This is a genomic window from Maribacter sp. BPC-D8 (assembly GCF_035207705.1).
Lineage (GTDB): Bacteria > Bacteroidota > Bacteroidia > Flavobacteriales > Flavobacteriaceae > Maribacter.
Map to the genome: position 1 here is coordinate 3464919 of NZ_CP128187.1, position 26219 is coordinate 3491137.

Consider the following 26219-nt stretch of genomic DNA (forward strand, 5'->3'; position numbering starts at 1 on the left):
GAAAATGTTTTTTGAGGTTTGGTTTTTAGAAAGATTAAACCAAATTCTTATTGATCTCTTTTCTCAAGTAATACCCAGTAACAATAGTTGCAAGTACATCTGCAATGGGGAAGGAAATCCACACGCCTAATTCACCAAGGTAATTAGGTAGTATTAAGATTAAAGGAATAAAGAAAAAGCCTTGTCGGCATAAGGTTAATAACAAAGCTGGTACAGCCTTACCAATTGCTTGAAAGTAAGCGGCACCAATAAGTTGTAGTGCAATGATCGGTGTTGCTGCAAACACCCAACGCATGGCTGACGGAGTGTTTTCTAGAACAAAGGCATTCGTAGCAAGTTCTAGCGCAGTCATATCTGGTTTATTACTTAAAAAGAGTCCCGCAATATCTGCCGGAAAAATCATGAGTCCCGTGAAAACTACCGTCGCTAATATAGCAGCATATTTTATGGCAGTATATATAGATTCTTTTACCCTATCATACTTTCCCGCACCGTAATTAAATCCTGCAATAGGTAAAAAGCCTTGTGTAACACCAAATACAGGAAAAAGGGCAAACATCAACATTCTGCCTATTATGGCGTAAACAGCTACCATAGCTTCACCTCCTAAATCAAAAAGAATATTGTTCATCAGTAAATAAATGACGCTTACTACTGCTTGTCTAGATAAGGTTACAAACCCTAAAGAACTAATTTCCTTAATAATCGAAAAGTCGATTCTGAAATACTGTGCATTCAGTTTTAATTCTGAATTCTTAGAAAGAAAAAAGTATAAGATATAACTGAAACACAAAAAGTAACTTATTGTAGTTGCCCAAGCGGCACCTTCCATTCCGTAGTCCAATACATTAATAAATAGATAATCTAAGACCAGATTACCAATTGACGGAATAATCATCGCTATCATGGCAAACTTAGGCTTGCCTTCTGCTCTAATTACAGTGTTACCCATCATGTTAAGTGCTAAAAACGGCACACCATACAATACAATTACATAGTAGATTTTAGCGAGCTCGAAAATAGAACCTTTACCACCAAAAGCTGGTATTAGGGTATCTACGAAAGTTAGCCCTACTGCCACCATAATGACAGTAATCAGTATGGTAAACGAAATTTGATTACCAAAAGTTCGCAGTGCCTTTTCTTTATTATTAGCACCTAATGCACGCGAAATAATACTCGCACCGCCAATACCAATTGCCATACCTAAAGCACCAATAAAAAAGGAAATTGGCAGCACAACATTAATTGCGGCAATGGCAATAGAACCGATCCAATTACCCACAAAAATGGAATCTACCAGAACATTCAACGACATTACCAGTATGCCTATACTGGCAGGTAGCGCTTGTTTTATAAGCAAACTTGATATAGAATCCGTGCCCAGTTGTTCTGCGGAAACGTTTGCCATCTTTTAAATTTTATTTATTTAATTCTACTTCACTTCAAAAAGCAAAATATCTAAGCGTTTTATGAGACTAATAAACTACTTTAAACAATACGCTTTATGTGCTTGGTGCTACATCTAACTTATCAGTAGTTTGCCAATCATTAACCCACTTCGCCATTACCTTCACCCAAGTGTCATTATCGTTCATACATGGAATATGCTTGTATTCAACACCACCAGCTTCCATAAACTGCTCTTTACCTTCCATTGCAATTTCTTCCAATGTTTCTAAACAATCACTTACAAATGCAGGTGTTATAACGGCTAACTTTTTCTTGCCTTCTTTTGCTAAGCGCTCAAATTCAAAATCAGTATAAGGCTTCAACCATGGGTCACCAGCTAAACGTGATTGAAATGAAGAACTCACTTGCTCTTCTTTTAATCCTAAATATGCTTTTACCATTTCTGTAGTATCATAAACTTGGTGTCTGTAACATGTATTATGCGCAACAGAATTTACGTTACAACATGTGCCATCAATTTTACAATGAAAACTGGTAGGGTCACTTTTACGAATATGACGCTCAGGAATACCGTGATATGAAAACAAAATATGGTCGTAGTCAAAACCTTCTAGTCCGTCTTTTATACTTTCTGAAAGCGCTTTAATAAACTCCGGATGCTTATAAAAAGCGGGTAGCGTCGTAATTTTCATTTCAGGAAAGCCTTCTTTTTGCTCTTCTAACACTTTTACAACTACCGTTTCAAAACTAGACATCGCATAATGTGGATATAACGGAACTAAAAGTACATCGTCAACACCTTTATCTTTTAATTCTTGCATTGCCTTTTTAATAGACATGGTGCCATAACGCATACCTAAAGCCACTGGCATTTCGGTCTGTGTTTTTAATTTATTAGAGAAACGCTCTGATATAACCACTAACGGAGAACCTTCTTCCCACCATATTTTAGCATACGCTTGGGCAGATTTCTTTGGTCTAGTCTGCAAAATTATTCCTCTTACCAGAATAGTTCTTAACCATTTAGGAGCGTCAATTACACGCTCATCCATTAAAAATTCATCTAAATAGGGCTTAACATCTTTTGCTGTAGGACTTTCTGGAGAACCCAAATTGACCAATAATATACCTTTCATAGCGTATGTGTTTATTATTTGATTGCAAAAATAACACATGCAAATCGATGATATTTTAATTTTTGGCAATAGTTTTTCTATACTCTCATAAAGCAATCTAATAACTGACCAATTAATTTTTAGTACTGTTTAATTTTAGTAAGTTGTAATTCGTCAAAAACTATAACACTTTTACAATGAATACTTTTTTTGATACTGTTCCTAAAAGTGCCCTATACTTATTTCTAGCTACTACCTTAGGTGTTCTTATTGCATATTGGATTGTTTCATACTTTATTAAAAAATATGGCAAGGATCCAAAATATCTATTGCCCAATGGAGCGTTTAGAAAAATTAGTCGACCCATTTTATTTATATTCCTTTCAATATTAATTCGCTCACAATCTTTACGTACGCTATTTCAAGTAGAACATCATGAATATTGGTTTAAAAAAGCGAGTACTATTCTATTTATCATCTCTGTAACCTGGCTACTGCTTAATTTATTGAAAATAGCAAAAAGTATAGTCGTCAAAAACTATGACGTCAATGTCAAAAACAATTTAAAAGCACGTCAAATATACACGCAGTTCAATATTCTAGAGCGCATATTTATGATTACCATAATCATATTAGCAGCAGGCGCGGTATTAATGAGCTTTGAAAGTATACGAGAATTGGGTGTAAGTATTTTTGCATCGGCAGGTGTAGCGGGTATCATTATCGGTTTCTCTGCACAAAAAATGATTGGTACTGTATTGGCAGGTATTCAAATTGCCATTGCGCAACCGATTAAAATAGATGATGTAGTTATTGTTGAAGGAGAATGGGGTCGTATTGAAGAAATAACATTGACCTACGTGGTAGTGAAAATCTGGGACAAAAGAAGGTTGATTGTACCCACGCCCTATTTCATTGAAAAACCCTTTCAAAACTGGACCAAGACTTCATCTGATATTTTAGGGACTGTGTTTCTCTATACCGATTACAACGTGTCTTTTGATGCTTTGCGAGAAGAATTGACCAAAATCTTAGAAAATACAGATCTTTGGGACAAAGAAGTAAACGTACTACAAGTAACAGAGAGTAAGCAAAACTGTGTTGAAATAAGAGCTCTTATGAGCGCAAAAGATTCCCCTACCGCTTGGGATTTACGTGTACTTGTTCGTGAAAAACTGATTACATTTTTACAACAGAACTACCCAGAGAGCATTGCGAGAAATAGGGTTTTACTTGAAAAATCTACAGAAGAGAATAACAATTCATAATTTAGCCGCACCTTCTGTAATTTCAAAAAAATAAAACACTTACGTTTTTAAGTACTAAATTCATATTTAATTAATCATTATTCCGTGAATAACCATACCAACCCTACAACAATAACACCTCAATTAATTGACACTTTAAAAATAGAAGGAAATAAAATTTTAAACTCCTGTAAGGCTTTAAATAGAAATACAAAATTTAGACCAGGTGTAAAATCGATCACTCATAAAGAATACCATAATATTGACTACACTGCTCAAAATATTATATTATTTGACCTTCTAAAAATATACCACTTCTTTGCTTCTACCAACGAGAACACCTCATTAACTAGCAAATTCATATTAATTTACATCTATGAAAAGCTACAAGGAAAAGATCTTTCTGAGAATTATAATTCTAAGATTCTTCAGCAGCTACCCTCATCTAAACTCTTCGATAAAAATATTGAGGTAATTGAAAATATTTCTTTTTTTCAACCTATAAATGACATTAACGAAGAATTTTCTTCAAGTATAATATTAAAAAAAATAAACAGTAATGAGTTTCTAAATATTGCATCGTTTTTAAATAGAATGGCATTATTAATGGCTCAATCAGACGGTAAAGTTTCTAAAGAAGAAAAAGATGTACTCGCTACTATTTCAAATAAAATAAACAACCCTAAACTACATATAGCGAATTCAAAATATGAAGATGTGCCAATCGATGACACATTAGAAAAGGTGATGACCGAGCTACATGAGCTTATCGGACTTGAGGCTATTAAAGAAAATGTCGAGAATTTAACCAACTTTTTAAAAGTACAAAAGTTACGTAAAGAGAACGGACTAAAAGTAAGTCAAAACTCCTTACACACCGTATTTATGGGACCTCCTGGAACAGGAAAAACGACCATTGCTCGAATGTTAGGTAGAATTTTCAAGCATTTAGGATATTTAAAAAGAGGTCATTTAGTGGAAACTGATCGATCAGGTTTGGTCGCTGGTTATGTTGGGCAAACTGCAATTAAAACTGATGAAATTATAAGCGCCGCTACCGATGGCGTTCTATTTATAGACGAAGCATATTCCCTAACTTCTGGAGGATTAAATGATTTTGGCTCAGAAGCAATCGAAGTACTCTTAAAACGAATGGAAGATTTAAGAGAGAATCTAGTTGTAGTAGTCGCGGGTTATCCCGACGAAATGGAAACCTTCATTCAATCGAACCCTGGTTTACAATCTCGATTTAATAGATATTTTACCTTCGAACATTACAAACCTGAAACATTATTAGAAATCTTCAAATTAATCGCTAACAAAGCCGATTTTAAACTTACAGAAGATGCAGAAGATAAAATTTCAGAAATTATTACCAGAGTATATGAAAAGAAACATCGTGGGTTTGGTAATGCCCGTACCATGCGTAATCTTTTTGAAAAAATAATTGAACAACAAGCAAATAGAATTGTGCTTCTTGATTCGATTACCGAAAATATTTTAATAACCATAACTGAACCAGACGTTCCTGAAATTTTAAAAACGGTAAAAGACATCCTTGTTTTTAATGATTGATAATTAAATAAAAAAAATGACCACACAAGACCTAATTGATTGGTTTGGTAACAACCATATTTTCGCTATCGCTTATTTTGCAGTAATAATTATAGTTGCCTTACTATCAAATGTACTAGTAAATAGAACTAACATTTCAAATGTTAAATATGTAATGTCAGTTTTGGTTTATGGTGTTACCATCCCTGGTGTTTTGGCAATTTTACTCATTCTTTATAGTATATTATTTTTAGGTGCCAGTATACTAAATGTAAATATCGTTGCTCACTTTTTACCAATAGTAGCAATGATTATCACCTTATTTATTTTAAGTAGAAAAGTAAAAATGTCTCAGCTACCTGGTTTTGGTAAACTATCGAGCCTTATTATATTAATTTCTATAGTATTCATGTTGATTTTTGTACTTCAGCGAACTTATTTCGGAGTTATAATTTTAGGCGGCTTTACCCAAGTACTTGTAGTTTTTGCCGTTTTATTTATTATTCTAAAAATAGCATGGTCCAAATTGAGTAAATAACAGGCTAATTGTAACAAAAATTCATTTGAGGCTACATATAATAGTAACAACTATTTAGCGTTAGCAAAGTACCAAACGTTATTGAAAGACTATAATTACTAAAAAATACATAAATTTAGACCTACATTTCTTGTAAGGGAAAGATTTTATCAACCAAACCCGTTTTAATGGCAAAAGAAAAATTTAATTGGAAAGCACTTTTTGTAAATGATGAAAATTCATCAATAGAGAAAGAAATAATTCCTGAAGAAGAAGAGAAAACAATTTCCTTTCCATCGGATTCTAATCCCAAACCAAAAAATAAATACCCACCCAAACCTAGAACACAAACGGCTGTAGACAACTCAATACTGGGCAAAGTAGTTGAAATGTATGAATCTGGTTTTGACTCTTTAAACAAACCCGGATACGACTTTTACGAATTTTTCAAAGCAATAAAGTCAGTAGGCAAGAATGATTCTTCTGTTTACCAAATGGCCTTTTCTATGGCTAAAGGTATCGATGCGAATGTTTCGAAAGAGTCTCTTTTAGAACAGTCTAACTTTTATATTCAAGAAATAGACAAAGTTCATCAGCAATATCACGGTAAAGGGCAATCTAAAAAAACCACTATCCAGAATGGTTTAAAGAGTAAAAAAGAAAGTCTAACTTCTGAAATTTCAGAATTAGATAATAAAATTTCTGAATTACAGATACAGTTAAGCAACAAAAAAAATCAATTACAATCGATTGATTCTGATTTGATAAAAGACATTTCAGATGTAGAACAAAAAATCGTGGCTAACAATTTGGCAAGAACCAAAATTCTTGATACAATCAATGTAGTAATTGAAGGAATAAAAAACAATCTATAACAGAATAGAATGAACACAGCAGAATCAAAAAGTCACATTCTCGATTTACCGATTTTAAAACATTTCGATGATGAAAAGGGTGAGATTTCATTAAACCCAAATAATTGGCGTAATGGAGAAAAAGGCTTAAATGCAGCTTTAAAAATCGCTTTATTTGCAGCACTTGGCTACGGTGCTTGGGTATATATACTACCTCCGCTATTTACAGCACTTGGGCAGATCATTGCGTTAGCCGGCGTAGCAGTTTTTGTCATATTTTTTATTATGATGCTACCCATTATTCTTAAAGGATTAAGAAGAGCAACAAGAAGCATTCATAAATCTTTAATACGTTATGACCCTTTTGGAGAATTACAGGAGCAAAAAGTAAAGATGCTAAAAAACCGAAAGGTTTTTAAAGAATCTAAAGCAAAGATAAAGGCTCTAAAAAGCAATATGGAAGCGGAGTCTTATAAAGCTGAAAAAGAGTCAAAAGAATATCAGTCCAGAGTAGTTTCTCTACAAAAACAAGCCCAGAAGTTAAAAACTGAAATGGAGCGTATAGTAGGAGAGCGCGGGTCGGCAGGCAAAGACACTGATGAATATGTTGAGTTACATAGTAGTTTAGCAAAAAAGTTATCAGAATCGCAACGCGTAACGCACCAGCTAGAGCAGAGTAAAAGTTTTATTCAGAAATATGGCAGTAGAGCACATGTTATGGGTAAACTAGACCGTAAGTTAACTTTGGCCGGCACTGCTATTGATATTAAAATATCTGATTTTGAAGTTACTATTCAAATGTTAGAAAAAGAGTATGCTTTCGCAAAATCTGCAAAAGAAGCTACTGAAGGCGCAAAATCTGCAATGCATTTTACAAAAGATTGGGAACTAGAATACGCTTTAGACGTTATTACAGAGACCATTGCTATGGATATTGCCAGAACTCAAGAAAACCTATCTGACATTGATATGCTAACCAGCAAATACGATGTTGATAGCGATGAACTATATTCGCAACTTGATACTTTAGCCGATAAAATTAAAACGGGTAAAGATTATGTTCCAGATTCAGGTAAATACAACAACCCGAATTACAAATTAACTACTGAAGACAAGCAAGAAAGCGGTGGTTTTGGAAAAATGTTTGACTAATCATAACTATATAAATACAATTAAAAATGGGTAAAATTTTAAGGATTAAAAAACTTACTACGCTATCAGAACTTATTATCGCTGTTATACTATTAGGCGGTATTTTAGGTGCAGTATACTACTTTGCTCCTGGCTTAAGAGTTGGTGAAGCCAAAGTACTAGAAGGCATTAATGTTGATAAAAAAGAAGTTAACAATGTTATTACTTCTGCTAAGATGGAATTACCATCTAAAAGTGAATCTAGTGCTGTAGAAGATCAACCTTTAGTGCGAATTGCAGCATATGCATGGAACGCACAATCGGGTATCATCGTAGCTAACGGAGGACCAAAAACAACAAAAGGTTCTTTAATGGAACAAAACGGAGTTAACCTTGAAATAATTCGTCAAGATTGGCTTTCTGAGCTTCGTAACATGCAAATGAAATTTGTTGAAGAATACGACCGAGGTGAAGAATTTCCTGATGCTGACAAAAGTGCATTTGCTATCATAATGATGGGTGATGGTGCTCCTTTCTATATCAGTACAATGCAACAAGCATTAGATGATAAGTTTGGAAAAGACAAGTATCATGTACAAGTAGTAGGTGCTGTAGGTATTAGCTATGGTGAAGATAAATTAATTGGCCCACCAAGCTGGAAGGTTGATCCTAAAAGCATGAAAGGTGCTTTAATATCTACTGTTTTAGGTGATGGTGACTGGGTTACTGCATTGAACTATGCTTTTGCAAACGGACTTAAAGTGAATCCTGATTCTAATACGTATGATCCAGAAGCGGTAAACTTTTATCCTTCTCAAGATGATGATTATATCAAGTCTGCAGAAGAGTTGATTAAATCTCAAAAATCTGGTTGGACCGTTCCTTTGAAAGAAGTTAAAAACGGAAAACTTACTGGTAAGACTATCAACAAAAAAATCGATGGTTGTGCTACTTGGACACCTGGTGATAAAATGGTTTTTGATGCCTTGAGCGGATTTACTGATATCGCGTCAACTAAAGAATTCAACAACCAAATGGCTACTACTGTTATTGCAGTTAAAGAATGGTCAGTTGCGCATCCGAAAATTGTAAGTAATATTTTGAAATCTGCACTTACTGCTTCTAATCAAATGAAGCAATATGACGAGTGGCAAGTAAGAGCTTCAGAAGCTGTTGCTGAAACTTATGACTTAGAAACACCAAAATACTGGTACGATATGTTTAAAGGTCAAAAAGGCAGCAAGAATGGTATTGACTATAACATGGGTGGATCTAGAGTATTTAACTATTCTGATGTAATGCAGTATTATGGTATTACAGATGGTACAAATAGATACAAAGCAGTTTACAACCAAGTATCTAGCTATTTATTAGAGTTGAATCCTTTTGGGTTTAATGAATCTGTAAAACGAATTGTACCTTATGATGAAGCAGTTAATCTGTATTTCATTAAAAACATCAACGATATTGAGTCGGGTACAGCTTATAAAGCCGATTACACGAAAGAAGCAACTGAAGTTTTAGCTTCTGGTGAGTGGAATATTAGTTTTGATACTGGCAGTGCAAATATCTCTGCTTCATCTGCAAGCACTTTAGAAAGCATCTATAACTTATTGGTACAGGCAGAAGACACGAAATTAAAATTAGAAGGTCATACAGATGATACTGGTTCTGCTGAAGCAAACTACGATTTATCTCAAAGACGTGCACAAGCTGTTGTTACCTTCTTAAGAGGTAGAGGAATTCCACAATCTCGTTTCCAAACCGTTATTGGTAAAGGGGAAGATGAACCTGTAGCTGCAAACACTAGCAATAGTGGTAGAGCTAAAAACAGACGTGTTGTTATAGAATTATTAAAATAACATTCGCTTATTAAGATTTAATGACCGTCCCAAGAATGTGAAGAACATTGATTTTTTCCTTTTTGGGACGGTTCTTTTTTATAGAACTAGTTTATCATAAATCAAATGAAGAATTTATTTATTCCTTTTGAAAATATTGGCAAGAAACCAAGGCTATTAATTGCTGTAGGTTGGGTAGCACTGGTATTTGGTATTTGGTTTCTTTCAAGCATGGGAGATCGACACTTATTTCCGTCTCCACAACAGGTTTTGCAAGGTTTTACTGAATTATATAACGAAGGGCTAGTCGTACATATCGGCAGCTCGTTATTACTTTGCTTTTCAGCAATTGCTATTGCTATTGTAATTTCTTTAGTTATCAGTTATTTATCTACTGTGCCTATTCTTAAGCCTGTTGCCATTACCATTAGCAAACTAAGATACCTTCCTTTAACAGGTATTACATTTTACCTAGCCATTCTTATAAGCGATGCCAGATCTATGCAAATATGGGTTCTGGTCGTTTTTATGAGCACCTATTTAACGACTTCGTTGTTAAGTATGTTAAATGCAATTCCGCAAGAAGAATTTGACCACGCAAGATCATTAGGTTGTAGCCGTTGGGAAGTTCTTTGGGAGGTTGTTGTAAAAGGCCGCATAGATTATGTAATTGATGTAATTAGACAAAATCTTGCTATAGTATGGATGATGTTAGTTACCGTAGAATCGATTCTTGTAGCAGCTGGAGGTCTAGGGTTTTTGATCAAAAACTCAGACAAGTTTATGAATCACGGTAGAATTATAGCATTACAAATTGTTATACTCGCAGTAGGTCTTTTTATTGACTTCATTTTAAACTACCTAAGAAAAGCATTTTTCAGATATTCTAAAATATAATACCATGGCGTACGATATGCAAAATACCTTATTATACGTAGAAGACTTAAGTGTTGCATACGGTGATAAGACAATTATAAAAGATATTAACCTTACTGAAAAAGATGTCGTTCGTGAGGGCAAAGTTACGGGTCAAGTAATCGCTATTGTTGGTCGTTCTGGGCGAGGTAAGTCTACATTATTTAAAGCGCTTACCGGTTTAGTTAAACCCACATCAGGCAAAGTACTTATTGCAGATACCAACACAGGTACTGAAAACGATGCCAAAGAAGTAAACGAAGGTGATATAGGCTTTGTAGACCAAAAGTATACCTTGTTTCGAAATAAGACTGTTTATCAATCATTGCTGTTTGCACTACGCAAGAAAAATATGCCGAAAGAGCAAAAGCATAAACAGATAATGACGTATTTAAAAGAGTGGGGACTAGAAAATGAAAAAGACAAATACCCTAATGAATTGTCTGGTGGCCAAAGACAACGAACTGCAGTAATTGAGCAAATTTTCTGTTCTGGTCATTATATGGTTTTAGACGAACCTTTTTCGGGTTTAGATATCGGAAACATTGAAGATGTAAAAAAGGCTTTTAATCTAATTACCTCTTCTCATGAATTCAATACAATCATTTATTCAACGCACGACATAGAGTTAGCCGTAGAATTGGCAGATAGTATTTATGTCATAGGATACCCTACAATTGAGGGCAAAAAAATGGATTACGGCACTATAGTAAAACATTTTGATATGAAAGAAATGGAACTCGCTTGGAAAGATTTCGGACTTGATCATATTGAAGTGGTAAAACAAGTTAAAAACAGCATGCTAAGTTCTTAGTGTATTAATCCATGTTATGAAATATTTCTCTTTAATACTCTTTTTCCTTTTAGCTACTAACAGCATATTAGCGCAACAAATCACCTGCTCACCAAAAGACAAAGCAGCCGTTGAGAGCAAACTAGCTGAAATTGACGGAATGTATAATGGTGATTTCGGCGAAACTATGGTGAGCGTTGGTAAAACGTTTATGAAAACGCCGTATGTTGCCAAAACACTAGAGATTGGTGATACCGAAACATTGGTCGTTAACCTACATGGTTTAGACTGTACCACATTCGTTGAGAATGTATTAGACTTTTCTAAGTTGTTGAGACAAGATAATCTGTCATTTGATGCATTCGTTAAAAACCTAGAGATTATTAGATACAAAGATGGCGAACTAGAAGGTTACGCATCGCGTTTACATTACTTTTCTGAATGGATTGCCAACAATGCAGACAAAGGACTTCTAAAAGATATAACTGGTGAAATTGGTGGTACAGAAATCACAAAAGATATTGATTTTATGAGCACGCACCGAGATCTATATCCGTTTTTGTCGGATGATGCTAATTTCTCAAAGATCAAAGCTTCTGAAAACTATTTAAACAATCAGGCTATATGTGTATTGGCACAAGACGAAATTGCCAAGAATGAGCATCTTATTCAATCTGGGGACATTATAGCACTTGCTACTTCTATAAACGGATTAGATGTTACCCATACCGGTATCGCTACGCGCGAAAAAGATGGTAGAATTCACTTACTACATGCATCGACCGGATCTATGCAAGTTGAAGTTTCTAAAAAACCGCTCGCAGCATATTTAAAAGGCATAAAAAGCAACACAGGTATTATGGTTGCAAGACCACTATAACTTTCTAACTACCCGCTAACGCCAATAGGTATTTTTTAGGTGTGGTATTATACTTCTTCTTAAAGGCAGCTATGAAGTGACTAGAGGTACTATACCCTACTTTGAGTCCGATTTCATTGACATTATACTGACCGGTTTCTAAAAGACGCTTGGCATACTCCATCTTATGGTCAAATAAAAAGCTGTAGACCGAATCACCATAAATTTGCTTAAACCCTTCTTTTAGGCGTTTTAAACTCAAACCAATTTCACTTGACAGCTCAGCCAATGTTGGTGGCTCTGCCATATTCGCTAGAATAAGTTCTTTAGCTTTTTTAATCTTTTTTACATTTTCCTCATCTGCTAAATAAGGGCATTGTTCTATATCTGCATTGGGGCTTCTATTAAAATACAAGGCTATTAATTCGTAAATTTTACCTTTTACATAAAGTGATTTTATAGAAGGATGTAGATTATAGTTCACGATCTGACTCAAGATAACTGCTATCGAAGGTGAAAATGGTTCTTGAGAATAATACTTCTTCTCTTTATTATCTGAACTTAAAAACGGAATATAATCTGCCTCTGCAGTAAATAAAGAATGAAACTTTCGCAAGGTCATTACTACAGAAACCAGCGATGATTTTGGGCTAAGACTTAAATTCAACGGCAAGTCTAACTGTGTGTTATATAGCAACAAAGAATTCTCTTCTTTGACATCTAAACTATAATTACCCTGATTAAAGTTATAGCTACCACTACCCTTTAAACAAAAATGAATCTGAATAAATCGTTTATTGATTTCACGGGTGTACTGCACCATAGTATCCTCTTCATTCTGAAATTTGAGTATGTAAAATCCGTCTTCAATTAAAACTTCGTCGTATGACCCTTGAGCGTTACTTTTTACCTCCATTTTATAAAATCAATTTTATATCTATTTAGAAAGCATCTAAATAAAACAGTCCGTATTCATTCAAACCATCATAAAATTATGGCTAATAAACTGATATTTATCATATTTTGACTAAAAATTCGGCAGACGATACTAATTGTACCGCTAGCGTTGTTTTTATTGAGTGGATGCTCATATTTTTGTATCCGCTTTATGAAAGACTATCACATTTCTAAACATAACTCATTTTACACCATTGGTCTTAACTACAAAAAGGCTGATGCTGAGGCTCGTGGTAAATTTAGTTTAGACGAAGTGGCTGTAAAGTCACTTTTAATACAAGCTAAAGAACAGGGCATTGATGGGTTATTGGCAACATCAACATGTAACCGAACAGAGTTACATGGCTTTGCGCAACACCCATTTCAACTAATTAAATTATTATGCGACCATTCTAACGGAACCGTTGAGGCTTTTCAGGAAGTAGCATATGTGTACAAAAATAAAGAAGCTATCAATCACCTATTCAGAGTAGGTACAGGATTAGATAGCCAGATACTTGGCGATTTTGAAATCATCAGTCAATTAAAGCAAAGTTTTAAGCGTTCTAAAGAATTGGGTATTGCCAATCCGTTTATCGAAAGACTTTGCAATAGTATTATACAAGCGAGCAAGCGCATAAAGAATGAAACTGAAATTTCATCTGGCGCAACATCTGTAGCATTCGCATCTGTACAATACATTATGCGTAATGTTGAAAATGTTACCGACAAGAATATTCTTTTATTCGGAACCGGAAAAATTGGTCGTAATACGTGCGAAAATTTAATAAAGCACACTAAAAATCCGCATATCACCCTAATCAATAGAACTAAAGATAAAGCTGAGCAAATTGCAGGCAAGTTCAACCTTAAGGTTAAAGATTATGGCGATTTACAATCAGAAATAAGAACTTCAGATATTTTAGTAGTTGCAACAGGTGCACAAAAACCTACGATTACCAAAGAATTAATCTATACGAACAAACCATTATTGATATTAGATCTTTCCGTTCCAAAGAACGTCGATGATTCTATTTCAGAAATGGATAATGTTACCGTAATTCATTTAGATCATTTATCTCAAATGACCGATGAAACTTTAGAGCGTAGAAAGCAATTTATACCAGATGCAGAGGCTATAAACGAAGAGGTGAAAAATGATTTTAACCAATGGTTAGAAACTAGAAAATTTGCCCCAGTAATTAAGGCGCTAAAGCAGAAATTGAAAACTATTAAGGACGAAGAGTTAGACTATCAATCTAAAAAAACGGTCGATTTTAATTCGCACCAAGCAGATATAGTTACCAATCGCATCATTCAAAAAATAACCAAACAATTTGCAAATCATCTAAAAGATGACACGGTAGATTCCAATTCAAGTTTAGAATTTATCCAAAAAGTATTTCAATTAGAATTGGACGAACAATGAGTAAAGTAATACGATTAGGAACACGCGATAGTGAATTAGCGCTATGGCAAGCGAAAACCGTTAAAAGTCAACTTCAAGCATTAGGTTATAAAGTAAAATTAGTTCCTGTAAAATCTACAGGAGACCTAATTTTAGATAAACCCCTATATGAATTAGGAATTACGGGAGTGTTTACCAAAACATTAGATGTTGCCATGATCAATGGTGATATCGATATTGCCGTACATTCTATGAAAGATGTACCTACTGCCTTACCAGAAGGTATTGTAAAAGCTGCGGTTTTAAAGCGTGGTAATTACATGGACATTATGGCATTTAATGATAATGAGGAGTTTTTAGGTTCTCGTGATGCCGTTATTGCCACTGGTAGCTTACGTAGACAAGCGCAATGGTTAAATAGATATCCAACACATACGGTTGTCGATTTAAGAGGAAATGTAAATAGACGCTTAGAAAAACTATACGAAAATGACTGGAACGGTGCAATTTTCGCCGCTGTTGGTCTAGAACGTATCGGTTTAGAACCAGAAAACACAATCGGACTTACCTGGATGTTACCAGCCCCTGCACAAGGTGCTATTATGGTAGTTGCGATGGAAGATGACGAAGATATTCGTGAAGCTTGTGCACAGCTAAATCACGAAGAAACGGATACCTGTGTTACTCTTGAAAGAGAATTTCTTAGAGAATTAGAAGGTGGTTGTAGTGCACCGATCGGAGCATTATCATATATCAACAAAGAAAATATTGTTACCCTAAAAGGTGTATTATTGAATGTTGACGGTAGTAAAAAACTGGAAGCAGAATTAACCGCACCACTTGGTAAGCATCAAAATTTGGGTATCGACTGTGCTAAAAGTATTTTAGCGAGAGGTGGTAAACGATTAATGACCGAACTGGCAAATGCCGGATTAGAAGTCAACATATTTTCTACCAAGAAATTGACTCCACCACAACAATTAATGCTAAACATATCGGTTAATGCCGATTCAGATGATTTTATAAAAATTAATCCGAATCGTATTTCTCCTATTATCTTGAAACAGCCACATAAAAATGTTGTTTTTACCAGTAAAAATGCGGTAGAAGCAGTATTGGCAAGTAGAGATGTTGCTGAGTTAGACTTTGAAAATATCTATTGTGTTGGCAGAAAAACACGTAGATTAATAAAAAACACTTTCGGTAAAGTGACACATTATGAAAATAATGCAAAAGATTTAGCGAAGCATTTAGTAGAGTTTATTGATGGTAGTGAAGTCACCTATTTTCATGGTGATCTAAGTTTAGATGTACTACCAAGTATTTTAGCAGAAAATAATATTGAGGTAAACGCAATAGAAGCTTACCGAACTAGACTTTCAGGTAAAGCTATACCAGCAAGCGCAAAAGGGATCATGTTCTTTAGTCCATCGAACGTAGAAAGCTATTTAAAAGAGAATTCTACAGACAGAGTAGCCTATTGTATTGGCGAAACCACTGCAAAAGTAGCTAGAGAACATTTCAAAGAAGTTAAAGTTGCCAAAATACCTACTGTAGAAAGTGTTATTGAGTTGGTGAATGGAGATTATCTAGATTAGCTTTTGGCTGTTGGCTGTTGGCTGTTGGCTAAAAAAATAAAAATTAACGTCTTTGCGAGCATAGCGAAACAATCTGTTTCTTAGGAACACCAAACAAACAGATTGCTTCGGAGCGAAAAGGCTCCTCGCAATGACGAACAACATAAACTATGAGCTTAAAAAACGACTTATTTCTAAAAGCCTTAAAAGGTGAAACGGTAGAAAGACCACCAGTGTGGATGATGCGTCAGGCAGGTAGATATTTACCTGAATTTATGGCCATCAAAGAAAAATATGACTTCTTTACCAGATGTCAGACTCCAGAATTGGCATCAGAAATTACGGTTCAACCTATTCGTAGATACGGAATGGATGCCGCTATATTATTCAGTGATATTTTGGTGATCCCACAGGCAATGAATATTCATGTGGAAATGAAGCCAAATTTTGGCCCGTATTTACCGAACCCGATTCGTAATCAAAAAGATTTAGACAGTGTTATTGTACCAGATGTTCACGAAACATTAGGTTACGTAATGGAAGCTATAAAAGCAACTAAAGAAAAACTGAACGACGAAGTTCCGTTGATCGGTTTTGCAGGTTCCCCTTGGACGATTTTATGCTACTGTGTACAAGGTCAAGGAAGTAAAACGTTTGATAAGGCTAAAGAATTATGCTTTACGCAACCCGTTGTTGCACACGAATTACTTCAGAAAATTACAGATACAACCATTGCATACCTTAAAGCAAAAGTTGCTGCAGGTGTTGATGCGGTACAAGTATTTGATTCTTGGGGCGGCATGTTATCGCCTACCGATTATCAAGAATTCTCATGGCAATACATTCAGCAAATTATCGATGCTTTAAAAGATGAAGCTCCGGTTATCGTTTTTGGAAAAGGATGTTGGTTTGCTTTAGGTGATATGGCAAAATCTGGTGCTGCGGCATTAGGTGTAGACTGGACCTGTTCTGCTAGAAATGCACGTTATTTAAGTGGTGGAAAAATTACACTACAAGGTAACTTTGACCCATCGCGTTTGTTGTCTCCACCTTCTGAAATCAAGAAGATGGTACACCAAATGATCAATGAATTTGGCAAAGATAGCTACGTGGTTAATTTAGGTCACGGTATTCTACCTAACATACCTGTAGAAAATGCCAAGGCGTTTATTGATGCAGTAAAAGAATACAAGCAAGACTAACCCTAACAGGTTTAAAGAGAATTAAAGTAGCCGATATAATAATCGCATAATGAATTCATTTCAACTACTAGATTTCGAAATAAATCCGATTTCAGAGAGCGATGGATGGCGTTTATGCGATTTTATATCTGCCAATGCAGACCACATAAAGAGATACTTCCCGAAAACGGTAGCTGCAAATCTTAATCCGACCTTATCCAATATTTTCGTTCTTGAAAAAGTATCCGATTTTCTATCTGGTAAAGAGTACTTATTCACACTTAAAGAACCAGAAAACAGAAAAATTATAGGTCTGGTTTATTTAAAAGAACTGAAACGAGCAGCAAAAGAAGCCGAAATTGCCTATTGCATATCATACGACCTCAACAATAGAGGTTTTGCTACACAAGCAGTTAAAACCATTTCAGAATGGGGCTTTAACGAGCAACACTTACAGCGACTTAGAATCATAGCTCATAAATCTAACCTTGGTAGTATTAAGGTAGCAGAAAATTGTGGTTATCTTTGGAAAGAGACACTATTGAAAGAACACACACCGCCTAACGAAGACCCGTTAGATATGGAACTTTATGTTTTACAGAATGAAAGATAAATTTTACGCCTACATAGAACAACTTCAAGATACGATTACTTCTAAATTAGAAGAAGTAGACGGCACAGCCACTTTTAAAGAAGATATTTGGGTACGCCCAGAAGGTGGTGGCGGTCGTACTAGAGTAATCGAAAACGGAGCTGTTTTTGAAAAAGGTGGTGTAAATATATCAGGGGTACATGGAGAGCTTCCACATAGTATGAAGGCATATTTCGGAGTGGAAGATGCTAATTTTTTCGCCTGCGGATTAAGTTTAGTACTGCATCCGAAGAACCCTATGGTGCCAACAGTTCACGCAAACTGGCGTTATTTTGAAATGTATGGTAAAGACGGTGAAATTGTAGATCAATGGTTTGGCGGCGGTCAAGACTTGACTCCCTATTACCTATTTGACGAAGATGCCGTTCATTTTCATCAAGTTTGTAAAACGGCTTGCGACAAACACAACTCCACATTTTACGACACCTACAAAAAACGCTGCGACGAGTATTTCTGGAATACCCATAGAAACGAAGCACGCGGACTCGGTGGTCTATTTTTTGACTATTGCAAAGCAACTCCAGAAATGGATATGCAAGACTGGTACAACTTCGTTACAGAAGTTGGCAATAGCTTTTTAGATTGTTATGTACCAATCGTTATAAAAAGAAAAGACCTTGAATACACTAAGGAACAAAAGGATTGGCAGGAGATTCGAAGAGGCAGATACGTAGAATTTAATCTAGTTCATGATAAAGGAACGCTATTCGGATTAAAAACAAACGGACGTATTGAAAGTATATTAATGAGCTTACCGCCACATGTGCAATGGCATTATGACCATCATCCAGAAAAGGGTAGCGAAGAAGAACGCTTAATTGATGTATTGATGAAACCAAAAGAATGGGTGTAAGAATAATTCTATTTTTGAGTGTGCTATGTTTTATGCAAGTAACTATTGCACAAAATTCACACTACAAAGAAGCCTTTCCTGATAAAGTTACTGTAAGGCTGTCTTTACAGACCACTTCTAATAGTTTTACGCTTAGAGACAAGATAACACGCGCTAAAACAGAGTTTATACCGAACGACAAAAGTTATTTAGGCTTATCGGTTCTATTTCGCTTTTTAGAAGTTGATTTTGGGTATGCACCTAACTTTCTATCGGAGAACAAAGACAACGGAGATTCTAAATTAATCACCTTCAACATTCGTACATTTTTTGGTCAGTACATGCAGACCTTAGATATTTATAAGCAAAAAGGATTCTTTGTTAGAACGGCAGATTTAACCTTACCTATCGATGATTTAAAAACTTTTAAGATTGGAGGAACATCTAGTTATATTTTTAATGAAGATTTTTCATTTCGTGCTATCGGATTTCAAAACGAATGGCAAAAACAAAGTGTCGGTAGTTTTATTCCTAGCATATCGTACTACTACACCAAGTTTAAGTTAGAAGACCCAATTATCGATAATCAATTGGAGAAATCTTTGAAGGTTGCTATTGGTCCTGGGTATTATTACAACTGGGTTTTCGATGAAAATTACCTCGTTTCTGCTGGTGCAACTGGCGGATTAGGTTTTAACTATTCTAGCACAGACGGAGATACTTCGTTTAATGGTTTGGCGCAACTGATTTTTAGAATGACGGGAGGCTATAATTCAGAAAATTTCTTTAGTGGGGTAAATATCAATACGCAACTATTGAGTCACACTTCTGATGAAAATTTCATTTTAGACGACTCCATAAGCTTTCTTGAGTTTTATGTAGGTTATCGATTTGATGCACCCAAAAAGTGGATTCAAAAAGCCGATGAGATAAGTCGTAAATTCGGACTAGAATAAAAACCACAGAGTAATCGCTAGATGCATTCGTTTTAGAATAACTGTAATTTTTTAGTCAAGCGTCAAAGCATTTTAATCTCGAATATCGAGTAAATCTCAATTCCATGAAGCAAAAAATATATCAAATCGATGCGTTTACCTCTAAGTTATTTGGCGGCAATCCGGCTGCAGTTTGTATTCTTGAAAAATGGTTAGAAACCGATTTAATGCAAAAGATAGCTGCTGAGAATAATTTGGCAGAAACAGCTTTTGCGGTTATGAATAATGACCATTATGAGTTACGATGGTTTACCCCAGAAATAGAAGTGGACTTATGCGGACATGCAACACTTGCAACTGCCTTCGTGCTCTATAATTACTACGGTTACAATGAAAATACCTTACGGTTTATTTCACCGAGAAGTGGAGAGTTATTAGTCCAAAAAAGTGAATCGGGATTGTTAACCATGGATTTCCCCACAGATGATTTAACGCCTGTATCAGAACAAATCAAAATATCAAAAGCAATTGGCAAGCAACCGTTAGAAACTTATAAAGGCAAGACCGACTATATGCTTATTTATGAATCTCAAGTGGAAATCGAAAACATAAAACCTAATTTTCATTTATTGAATGAATTAGATTGTAGAGGGGTTATTGTTTCGGCAAAAGGCAATGATGTAGATTTTGTCTCACGCTTTTTTGCACCGCAATGCGGTATTCCAGAAGATCCGGTTACGGGTTCTGCGCATACTACTTTAACACCCTATTGGTCAGAGAAATTGAATAAAAAAGCACTAACTGCCAAACAACTATCTGAACGTGGTGGCGATATACAATGCGAATATCTTGGAGACCGCGTAAAAATATCCGGTAATGGAGTTTGTTACTTAATTGGCGAAATAGAAATATAGAATTTTTATCACGCTATTTAAACAATACAGCCTATTATCAAAGTTCTCGAAAAGAAAAAACCTGTCCGCTTTATGACAATTGCCATTAACGAACAGGTTTATACTTAAACTCTTCTTAACTAATTTGAAAAAACTACTCTTCTACCGTTTCTAGATTATCATCAGAATTACGATCGATCAACTTATTATAAGGATCAATACCCGCTTTTAAAGGTTTTTCATCAGTAACAATAGTAAATGTATTATCACCTGCAGAAAGCCACTTTAATTCAAAGTAAAATGGATTCTTGATAGTTACCCCATCGTCACCGGTAATATCTTCGCCAAAGAGCCCAATGTCAACTAAGTTCTTTTTATCATCAATCAGCTTTTCCTTACCAGTATCATCATAATAAATCTTTTTAGAGTTAACTGTGAATGTGGTTTCCCATTTGCCATTATCTAGCTTTTTGGTTTTAGCATCCATCACACGATTTTCGTAAAGAACTATCTCTTTGAAACCATCGTCAACCTTATATTTTAAGGAATCTGGAGTAACATTATAAATAGCTTTATAGAAATCTTCAGAAGTGGGGTATACTCCTTTTTCAAAATACTTGTATTCATTCAAGAATGTTTTAAGTCCCGCATTTATAACATCTTCACCAATGACATCTTGCAAATCATACATAATCATAGATCCTTTTTGATACCAAATATGCTGACCAGTTTCAACATCCATCAATGTACGCTCAGGTTTAAAGCTCATTGACCTTCTAGATAAATAAATATCTAATGAAGGTTTTAAAAACCCTTTAATACCATTTTCGCCATATTCGTGTTTCATTGCCATTAGTGAAACGTACTCTGCTAAGGTTTCTGAAATTATGTTAGCCCCTCTGGTATTACTTGGCGTTACAATATGACCCCACCACTGGTGAGCCATTTCGTGAGCAGTTGTACTAAAAGCGTGATTAAAGCTTTCTAGATTGGAATAATCTGACACAAAACCAAAATCTTCAGAAAAAGGTATTGTAGTCGCAAAAGACTGCGCGAAAACGGTATGAGCTGGAAACTCGATAATTCTTACCACAGAATAAGGATATTCATAAAAATTAGTAGAATTATAATCCAACGAAACCTTGACACCTTTTATAAAGTGCTCTAAGTTATCTTTATGCTTCGGAGAATGATAAATCTCGATAGTTACTTTTTTACCGCTAGGCGCTGTCCAAGTATCTTTTTCGATCTCATAAGTTGCAGAGACAAAACTGAAAAAGTAATCAGACTTCTCTTCCATCTTATAATTAAAATAGCTTCTGTCGTCATGATCCCATTTTTCAGTCAAAACACCAGGTGCAACAGCAATCTGACCTTTAGACGTACTAACAGTAGCTTCAAAATTCATAAAGTGACTATCTTCATTAAAACCATTTTTCTTTAAAGCAACACTATCTGTTCTTGGCGGATAGATAAAATCTAATTCTTCTAAACCATATTTCTTACGAACACCATTATCTATTATTGCTTTTTCATAATGAAAAGCAGGAAAAATTCCATCATTAAAAAAAGTACCGTTTCCTAAAATATCAGTTTCTCTATCCATAGCGAAACCATGAGTACGTGCTTTTGTCTCAATAATTAAGTTGGCAGTATCTTTTGGTTGCAATGGTTCTGGAAGTTTATATAGAAAAAATCGATAAATAGAATCGCTAAATACTGGCTTAATCACCTTACCATTATAAATTACATTGGTAATCTTTGTATCAGTTATAGAAAATCTAACCTCCATCATAACTGTATCTATTGGTACATTTGAAGGGTTGATTACTGTAAAGTCTCCTTTTGCATCAACACCTCGTGATTTTGGAAAAATATCAACATCTGCTTTTAAGTCAATAATTTCTATGTGAGGCTTCTCACTAAACCTACCATACTTTTTTTCTGCATCAGCATTTATTTGCTCCCAATAATCGCCATCTTGTAAACTATTTAAAACTTTAAGGTTATAATAACTGTAGGCACCTACAGAGAAGAAAGCAAATACAAACAAAAACGTATACCTTATTGTTTTACCGCTGAACCTATCTTTAGCTATAGATAAACGCTCTTTTGCAGAAGAAAAGAATCCTCTACTCCAAAACAAACCACCAATACTTGCTAAAATTCCGGTAAAAAGAATCCAATAAAGACTTAACCAAAATTGTCCTGTCAAATAATGTCCAAATCCGTTTAAATCACTTAAAAAGCTTGGCGTTGTTCGTCCAAATATTAGTAAAGGATTATTACTCTTAAATGCAAGATTTAGAATTAATGGTAAACCAATGTATATAATAACCACTAAAAAGTGACCTAAAAACTTGTTATTAACCAACACATGAATGAAAAAGGCCAATAAAACTATAGCCAAATAAAATGGGAATATATCTGTAAGATTATATATTAAGTACATGCCCAATTCAAAATTGAAATACCCATTACCTATTTGATATAAAATACCAATTACAATATTTACTAAAGCGAGTACTAAAGCAACCCCAATAAGTGATATTATTTTTGACAAATAAAGTGTTGTATTGGTTACCGGTAAAGCATCATAAAATTCAAATGTTTTATTACTACGAGTTCTATGTACCGCCTCACCTGCATAGATAATTAGAATAATAATAGAAAACATACGTAAAATGCCTCCAATATTAGTTACCATAAATCGCGTAAGTGGTAACGAAGGCGTGCCTTCCATCTGGTTAGCTTGATACGTTGAAAAGCAAGCTACCAATACACCGATTATAATAAGCACTAAAAAAACTGGCTCCTTTACTACCGACAAAAATTCTATTTTACTTAATGACCACAAGTTTTCTCTTTGTGCTTTTTTACTAAAACTTTGATTTACGTTTACAATTTCTGAGACTTCATAAACATCGTCGTTTTCCTTTTTACTCTTCTTTTTACTTGAAGTCAAAAAGCCCTTATATGAAAATTTTAATAAGGTAAATGTGAAAATTACAATACCAACACTTAACCATAATAAACGATTAAGCATAAACTTACCCGTTAAAGCCAGTTGATTTGTATTTAATTCTGATACAGACCAATATTTAGTAATATATCCATAAGCAGACTCACCAAAAGGGTCTACATAAATACTTAACCATTGCGTATCTAATGATACCATTAATTGACTTGCTATCGTAGTTATAATCAAAAGTAAAATGCCACCTAAATACAATATGGACATACGCTTAAAAAAGGTCATCAAACAAAAGAAGATACTACCGATTAAAAATGCATTGAACATTAAAAAATATAAAAACGGAAAAAAGTAGGACCAAAAGTTAAAATCGGTGTAGGTACCATAATCAGGTCGATCTAAAATTGCACCTAGTACATAACCAAACATAGCACCAAACATAGCTGCCAAATTCATTATAGTAACAATAGTAAAGCTTCCCCAAAAACGACCAAGAATATAGTTCTTTTCTGAAATTGGAAAAGAGAAATAAGTCTGGGCTGTTTTATGTTCTTCATCCCTATATACAGGCACACCCATTATGGCCGCATAAAAAAACAATGCAATAATACTTATTACTCCAATTACACCCACTATATCACTGGGGCTATTGGTAAACTGTGCTGTATTAGATTTATCGAATACCGCAATTAGTAAGGGTATTAAAAACATGATAAATATGTAGATATAAGTGACCGGTCGTCGAAGCCTATACTTTAGCTCAAATAAGAATATTTCTTTCATATTAAACAGTTTGAGGTTGGTTAATACTATAGAAATAGAAGTCTTCTAAATTATTGGCAACTTCTTCAAACCCTTCACCTGGCACACCTTCTGCGTACACATTTACATATAGATTGCCACTACGTAAATAAGTGGATAATACATTATATTCTGACTGGTATTTTTCAACCTCTTCTTTAGCAATATTTTTGCGGAATACCTTATTATTCAATGAATTTGAGAGTTCTAACGGATGCCCTTGCACCACTACACTACCCTCATTAAATACGGCCATATTGGTACATAGATTAATAACATCATCTACAATATGTGTTGATAGTATTACTACGGCATCTTCACCAAGTTCACTTAATAGATTATGAAAACGATTACGTTCTAAAGGATCAAGACCAGCTGTTGGCTCATCTACAATAATTAATTTAGGGTTGCCGATCAATGCTTGCGCTATACCAAAACGTTGTCGCATACCACCAGAGTAATCACCAAGATTACGCTTACGGAATTTGTAGAGATTTACCTTATTCAATAAATCGGCTACATACGCCTTACGATCTGTTTTACTTTGAATACCTTTTATTTTTGCAATATGATTTAGCATCATTTCTGCAGATACCTTTGGGTAGACTCCAAAATCTTGAGGTAAGTAACCTAATACTTTTCTGATCTCATCGGGTTCTGCGAAAACATCGATATCGTTAAATTCAATATGACCACTATCTGCCTGTTGTAATGTGGCAATAGTTCTCATTAAAGAGGATTTGCCTGCACCATTCGGACCAAGTAAGCCGAACATACCGGTACCAATTTCTAGGTTAACATTGTTTAAGGCTTTTGTACCGTTTGGGTACGTTTTATTCAAATTTGTAATCGAAAGCATATTATTTAAAGTTTGATGGTTAGCATTCAGTTTATTTATAAGTATTCAAAAATTTAGAAATGTTACATTTTTTGTAGTTTCTTCCGCAAATAAAGTGTAATTAATAACTTACAAGCAAGTAAAAGCATTCCATATTTATAAAAACCAGGAAGCCAAAATAAATACAACAACTTAGCTATTAGATAATTAAAAAATATAAACATAACGCTAGCTTAAAAGTGAGGTTTTATGGAAAGTTTTTTCTTATTAGTTAAAGCTATTCAGATAATTTATAGATCTGAATAGCTCTATTTGATGACTTGTTTAGAAGTTTACAAGCTGTTTAAATACCCAACTACTTCTGTTGCTCCAGAGACTTTAGCATAATCTAAGGCTGTTGCACCAATTTTAGATTCTTTTGCGGTACTTGCACCCTCTGCAACTAGTATTTTTACAATATCTAATTGGTTGTAACGAGCAGCGTACATTAAAGCTGTCATTTGAGCTCCGGTGTTAGATACTTGCTCTATATCGGCCCCATAAGCGATAAAACTTTTCACAACCGCTACATCATCTTTAACAATCGCTAATACCATTGGCGATATATGCGTAATATTTGTTTGGTTGATTTTAGAGATTCTATTTCCTGAGTCAGTGTTTGCACTTACTGTGTTAAATACTGTACTAACTAAAATGCCGAAAACGATAATTGATTTTTTCATGATTTAAAATTTAAGATTAACTATTTGTAATTATTGATTTAAAAAAGGACTCCGAACTTCTATTAAAATATTAGCTTAACACGATCGTATAATTTTAAAAGTGAACGGTAATCTTTTTGGTAAAGAAAGGGCTGTTTCTCTCTTTAAAACAAGTCATACTACCCTAAATTTATAAAAATAGGGTGCTCGAACTAATTTTAATTATTTGATTATCAGGTATTTATTTTAAAT

At 34.6% G+C, this 26219-nt stretch carries 22 protein-coding genes; 16 read left to right on the top strand and 6 right to left on the bottom strand.

Features of this window, described 5'->3' with window-relative positions:
• Window positions 1–34 precede the first annotated feature (34 nt).
• Both QSV08_RS15165 and hemH read right to left on the bottom strand, forming a co-directional pair.
• Complete coding sequence (locus QSV08_RS15165; protein WP_324024521.1) at window positions 35–1411, bottom strand: MATE family efflux transporter; 1377 nt, start codon at window positions 1409–1411, stop codon at window positions 35–37.
• 94 nt (window positions 1412–1505) lie between these two features.
• Complete coding sequence (gene hemH / locus QSV08_RS15170; protein WP_324024523.1) at window positions 1506–2549, bottom strand: ferrochelatase; 1044 nt, start codon at window positions 2547–2549, stop codon at window positions 1506–1508.
• A 176-nt stretch (window positions 2550–2725) separates the two neighbouring features.
• On the opposite strand from hemH, the gene QSV08_RS15175 reads away from it, so the two are divergent.
• The 9 genes from QSV08_RS15175 (at window position 2726) to QSV08_RS15215 (ending at window position 12260) form a co-directional block, all read left to right on the top strand.
• Window positions 2726–3796 (top strand): mechanosensitive ion channel family protein, encoded by a 1071-nt coding sequence (locus tag QSV08_RS15175; RefSeq protein ID WP_324024525.1) that lies wholly within the window; start codon window positions 2726–2728, stop codon window positions 3794–3796.
• A gap of 84 nt (window positions 3797–3880) precedes the next feature.
• On the top strand, window positions 3881–5350 hold the full coding sequence (locus QSV08_RS15180) for an AAA family ATPase (RefSeq protein ID WP_324024526.1): 1470 nt from the start codon (window positions 3881–3883) through the stop codon (window positions 5348–5350).
• Window positions 5351–5366: 16 nt separating this feature from the next.
• Complete coding sequence (locus QSV08_RS15185; RefSeq protein ID WP_324024527.1) at window positions 5367–5867, top strand: hypothetical protein; 501 nt, start codon at window positions 5367–5369, stop codon at window positions 5865–5867.
• A gap of 167 nt (window positions 5868–6034) precedes the next feature.
• Complete coding sequence (locus QSV08_RS15190) at window positions 6035–6721, top strand: hypothetical protein (protein WP_324024529.1); 687 nt, start codon at window positions 6035–6037, stop codon at window positions 6719–6721.
• Between the two features lie 9 nt (window positions 6722–6730).
• A complete protein-coding gene (locus QSV08_RS15195) occupies window positions 6731–7852 on the top strand; it encodes a hypothetical protein (RefSeq protein ID WP_324024531.1) in 1122 nt (373 codons plus the stop codon).
• 26 nt (window positions 7853–7878) lie between these two features.
• Window positions 7879–9693, top strand: a complete 1815-nt coding sequence (locus tag QSV08_RS15200) for an OmpA family protein (RefSeq protein WP_324024532.1) — start codon at window positions 7879–7881, stop codon at window positions 9691–9693.
• 105 nt (window positions 9694–9798) lie between these two features.
• Entirely contained in the window at window positions 9799–10569 is a 771-nt protein-coding gene (locus tag QSV08_RS15205) for an ABC transporter permease (protein ID WP_324024533.1), read from the top strand.
• 4 nt (window positions 10570–10573) lie between these two features.
• A complete protein-coding gene (locus QSV08_RS15210) occupies window positions 10574–11401 on the top strand; it encodes an ATP-binding cassette domain-containing protein (protein ID WP_324024534.1) in 828 nt (275 codons plus the stop codon).
• A gap of 16 nt (window positions 11402–11417) precedes the next feature.
• Window positions 11418–12260 carry an N-acetylmuramoyl-L-alanine amidase-like domain-containing protein gene (locus tag QSV08_RS15215; RefSeq protein WP_324024535.1) on the top strand — a complete coding sequence of 281 codons (843 nt, stop codon included), beginning with the start codon at window positions 11418–11420 and terminating at the stop codon, window positions 12258–12260.
• 4 nt (window positions 12261–12264) lie between these two features.
• On the opposite strand, the gene QSV08_RS15220 is transcribed toward QSV08_RS15215, so the two are convergent.
• Window positions 12265–13155 carry an AraC family transcriptional regulator gene (locus QSV08_RS15220; protein ID WP_324024538.1) on the bottom strand — a complete coding sequence of 297 codons (891 nt, stop codon included), beginning with the start codon at window positions 13153–13155 and terminating at the stop codon, window positions 12265–12267.
• Window positions 13156–13347: 192 nt separating this feature from the next.
• On the opposite strand from QSV08_RS15220, the gene hemA reads away from it, so the two are divergent.
• From hemA to QSV08_RS15255, 7 genes are all read left to right on the top strand, one after another.
• Window positions 13348–14604, top strand: coding sequence for a glutamyl-tRNA reductase (hemA, locus tag QSV08_RS15225; RefSeq protein ID WP_324024539.1), 1257 nt, complete (start codon window positions 13348–13350; stop codon window positions 14602–14604).
• A complete protein-coding gene (gene hemC, locus QSV08_RS15230; RefSeq protein ID WP_324024541.1) occupies window positions 14601–16181 on the top strand; it encodes a hydroxymethylbilane synthase in 1581 nt (526 codons plus the stop codon). Before hemA ends, hemC begins: the two co-directional genes overlap by 4 nt.
• A gap of 149 nt (window positions 16182–16330) precedes the next feature.
• Entirely contained in the window at window positions 16331–17362 is a 1032-nt protein-coding gene (gene hemE / locus QSV08_RS15235) for a uroporphyrinogen decarboxylase (RefSeq protein WP_324024543.1), read from the top strand.
• Window positions 17363–17411: 49 nt separating this feature from the next.
• On the top strand, window positions 17412–17954 hold the full coding sequence (locus QSV08_RS15240) for a GNAT family N-acetyltransferase (protein ID WP_324024544.1): 543 nt from the start codon (window positions 17412–17414) through the stop codon (window positions 17952–17954).
• On the top strand, window positions 17944–18846 hold the full coding sequence (gene hemF, locus QSV08_RS15245) for an oxygen-dependent coproporphyrinogen oxidase (protein ID WP_324024545.1): 903 nt from the start codon (window positions 17944–17946) through the stop codon (window positions 18844–18846). Before QSV08_RS15240 ends, hemF begins: the two co-directional genes overlap by 11 nt.
• Window positions 18837–19781, top strand: coding sequence for a DUF4421 family protein (locus QSV08_RS15250; RefSeq protein WP_324024548.1), 945 nt, complete (start codon window positions 18837–18839; stop codon window positions 19779–19781). The genes hemF and QSV08_RS15250 overlap by 10 nt, the downstream gene beginning before the upstream one ends.
• Before the next feature lie 104 nt (window positions 19782–19885).
• A complete protein-coding gene (locus QSV08_RS15255) occupies window positions 19886–20674 on the top strand; it encodes a PhzF family phenazine biosynthesis protein (RefSeq protein WP_324024550.1) in 789 nt (262 codons plus the stop codon).
• A 133-nt stretch (window positions 20675–20807) separates the two neighbouring features.
• Here the strand turns inward: QSV08_RS15255 and QSV08_RS15260 are convergent, their stop codons facing one another.
• The 3 genes from QSV08_RS15260 to QSV08_RS15270 form a co-directional block, all read right to left on the bottom strand.
• The gene (locus QSV08_RS15260; protein ID WP_324024552.1) at window positions 20808–24410 is read right to left on the bottom strand and encodes an ABC transporter permease/M1 family aminopeptidase; all 3603 of its coding nucleotides are present in this window, start codon (window positions 24408–24410) and stop codon (window positions 20808–20810) included.
• Window position 24411: 1 nt separating this feature from the next.
• Window positions 24412–25287, bottom strand: coding sequence for an ABC transporter ATP-binding protein (locus QSV08_RS15265; RefSeq protein ID WP_324024554.1), 876 nt, complete (start codon window positions 25285–25287; stop codon window positions 24412–24414).
• Window positions 25288–25598: 311 nt separating this feature from the next.
• Window positions 25599–25988: an ankyrin repeat domain-containing protein gene (locus QSV08_RS15270; RefSeq protein ID WP_324024556.1), complete on the bottom strand. Its 390-nt coding sequence runs from the start codon at window positions 25986–25988 to the stop codon at window positions 25599–25601.
• Window positions 25989–26219: the final 231 nt, after the last annotated feature.

Coding starts and splice junctions, on each gene's coding strand:
- hemH (WP_324024523.1), bottom strand. CDS start 2,549: ATGAAAGGTATATTATTGGTCAATTTGGGTTCTCCAGAAAGTCCTACA.
- QSV08_RS15240 (WP_324024544.1), top strand. CDS start 17,412: ATGAATTCATTTCAACTACTAGATTTCGAAATAAATCCGATTTCAGAG.
- QSV08_RS15200 (WP_324024532.1), top strand. CDS start 7,879: ATGGGTAAAATTTTAAGGATTAAAAAACTTACTACGCTATCAGAACTT.
- QSV08_RS15185 (WP_324024527.1), top strand. CDS start 5,367: ATGACCACACAAGACCTAATTGATTGGTTTGGTAACAACCATATTTTC.
- QSV08_RS15210 (WP_324024534.1), top strand. CDS start 10,574: ATGGCGTACGATATGCAAAATACCTTATTATACGTAGAAGACTTAAGT.
- hemF (WP_324024545.1), top strand. CDS start 17,944: ATGAAAGATAAATTTTACGCCTACATAGAACAACTTCAAGATACGATT.
- QSV08_RS15220 (WP_324024538.1), bottom strand. CDS start 13,155: ATGGAGGTAAAAAGTAACGCTCAAGGGTCATACGACGAAGTTTTAATT.
- QSV08_RS15205 (WP_324024533.1), top strand. CDS start 9,799: ATGAAGAATTTATTTATTCCTTTTGAAAATATTGGCAAGAAACCAAGG.
- hemE (WP_324024543.1), top strand. CDS start 16,331: ATGAGCTTAAAAAACGACTTATTTCTAAAAGCCTTAAAAGGTGAAACG.
- hemA (WP_324024539.1), top strand. CDS start 13,348: ATGAAAGACTATCACATTTCTAAACATAACTCATTTTACACCATTGGT.
- QSV08_RS15255 (WP_324024550.1), top strand. CDS start 19,886: ATGAAGCAAAAAATATATCAAATCGATGCGTTTACCTCTAAGTTATTT.
- QSV08_RS15270 (WP_324024556.1), bottom strand. CDS start 25,988: ATGAAAAAATCAATTATCGTTTTCGGCATTTTAGTTAGTACAGTATTT.
- QSV08_RS15215 (WP_324024535.1), top strand. CDS start 11,418: ATGAAATATTTCTCTTTAATACTCTTTTTCCTTTTAGCTACTAACAGC.
- QSV08_RS15175 (WP_324024525.1), top strand. CDS start 2,726: ATGAATACTTTTTTTGATACTGTTCCTAAAAGTGCCCTATACTTATTT.
- QSV08_RS15250 (WP_324024548.1), top strand. CDS start 18,837: ATGGGTGTAAGAATAATTCTATTTTTGAGTGTGCTATGTTTTATGCAA.
- QSV08_RS15265 (WP_324024554.1), bottom strand. CDS start 25,287: ATGCTTTCGATTACAAATTTGAATAAAACGTACCCAAACGGTACAAAA.
- QSV08_RS15260 (WP_324024552.1), bottom strand. CDS start 24,410: ATGAAAGAAATATTCTTATTTGAGCTAAAGTATAGGCTTCGACGACCG.
- QSV08_RS15165 (WP_324024521.1), bottom strand. CDS start 1,411: ATGGCAAACGTTTCCGCAGAACAACTGGGCACGGATTCTATATCAAGT.
- QSV08_RS15190 (WP_324024529.1), top strand. CDS start 6,035: ATGGCAAAAGAAAAATTTAATTGGAAAGCACTTTTTGTAAATGATGAA.
- hemC (WP_324024541.1), top strand. CDS start 14,601: ATGAGTAAAGTAATACGATTAGGAACACGCGATAGTGAATTAGCGCTA.
- QSV08_RS15195 (WP_324024531.1), top strand. CDS start 6,731: ATGAACACAGCAGAATCAAAAAGTCACATTCTCGATTTACCGATTTTA.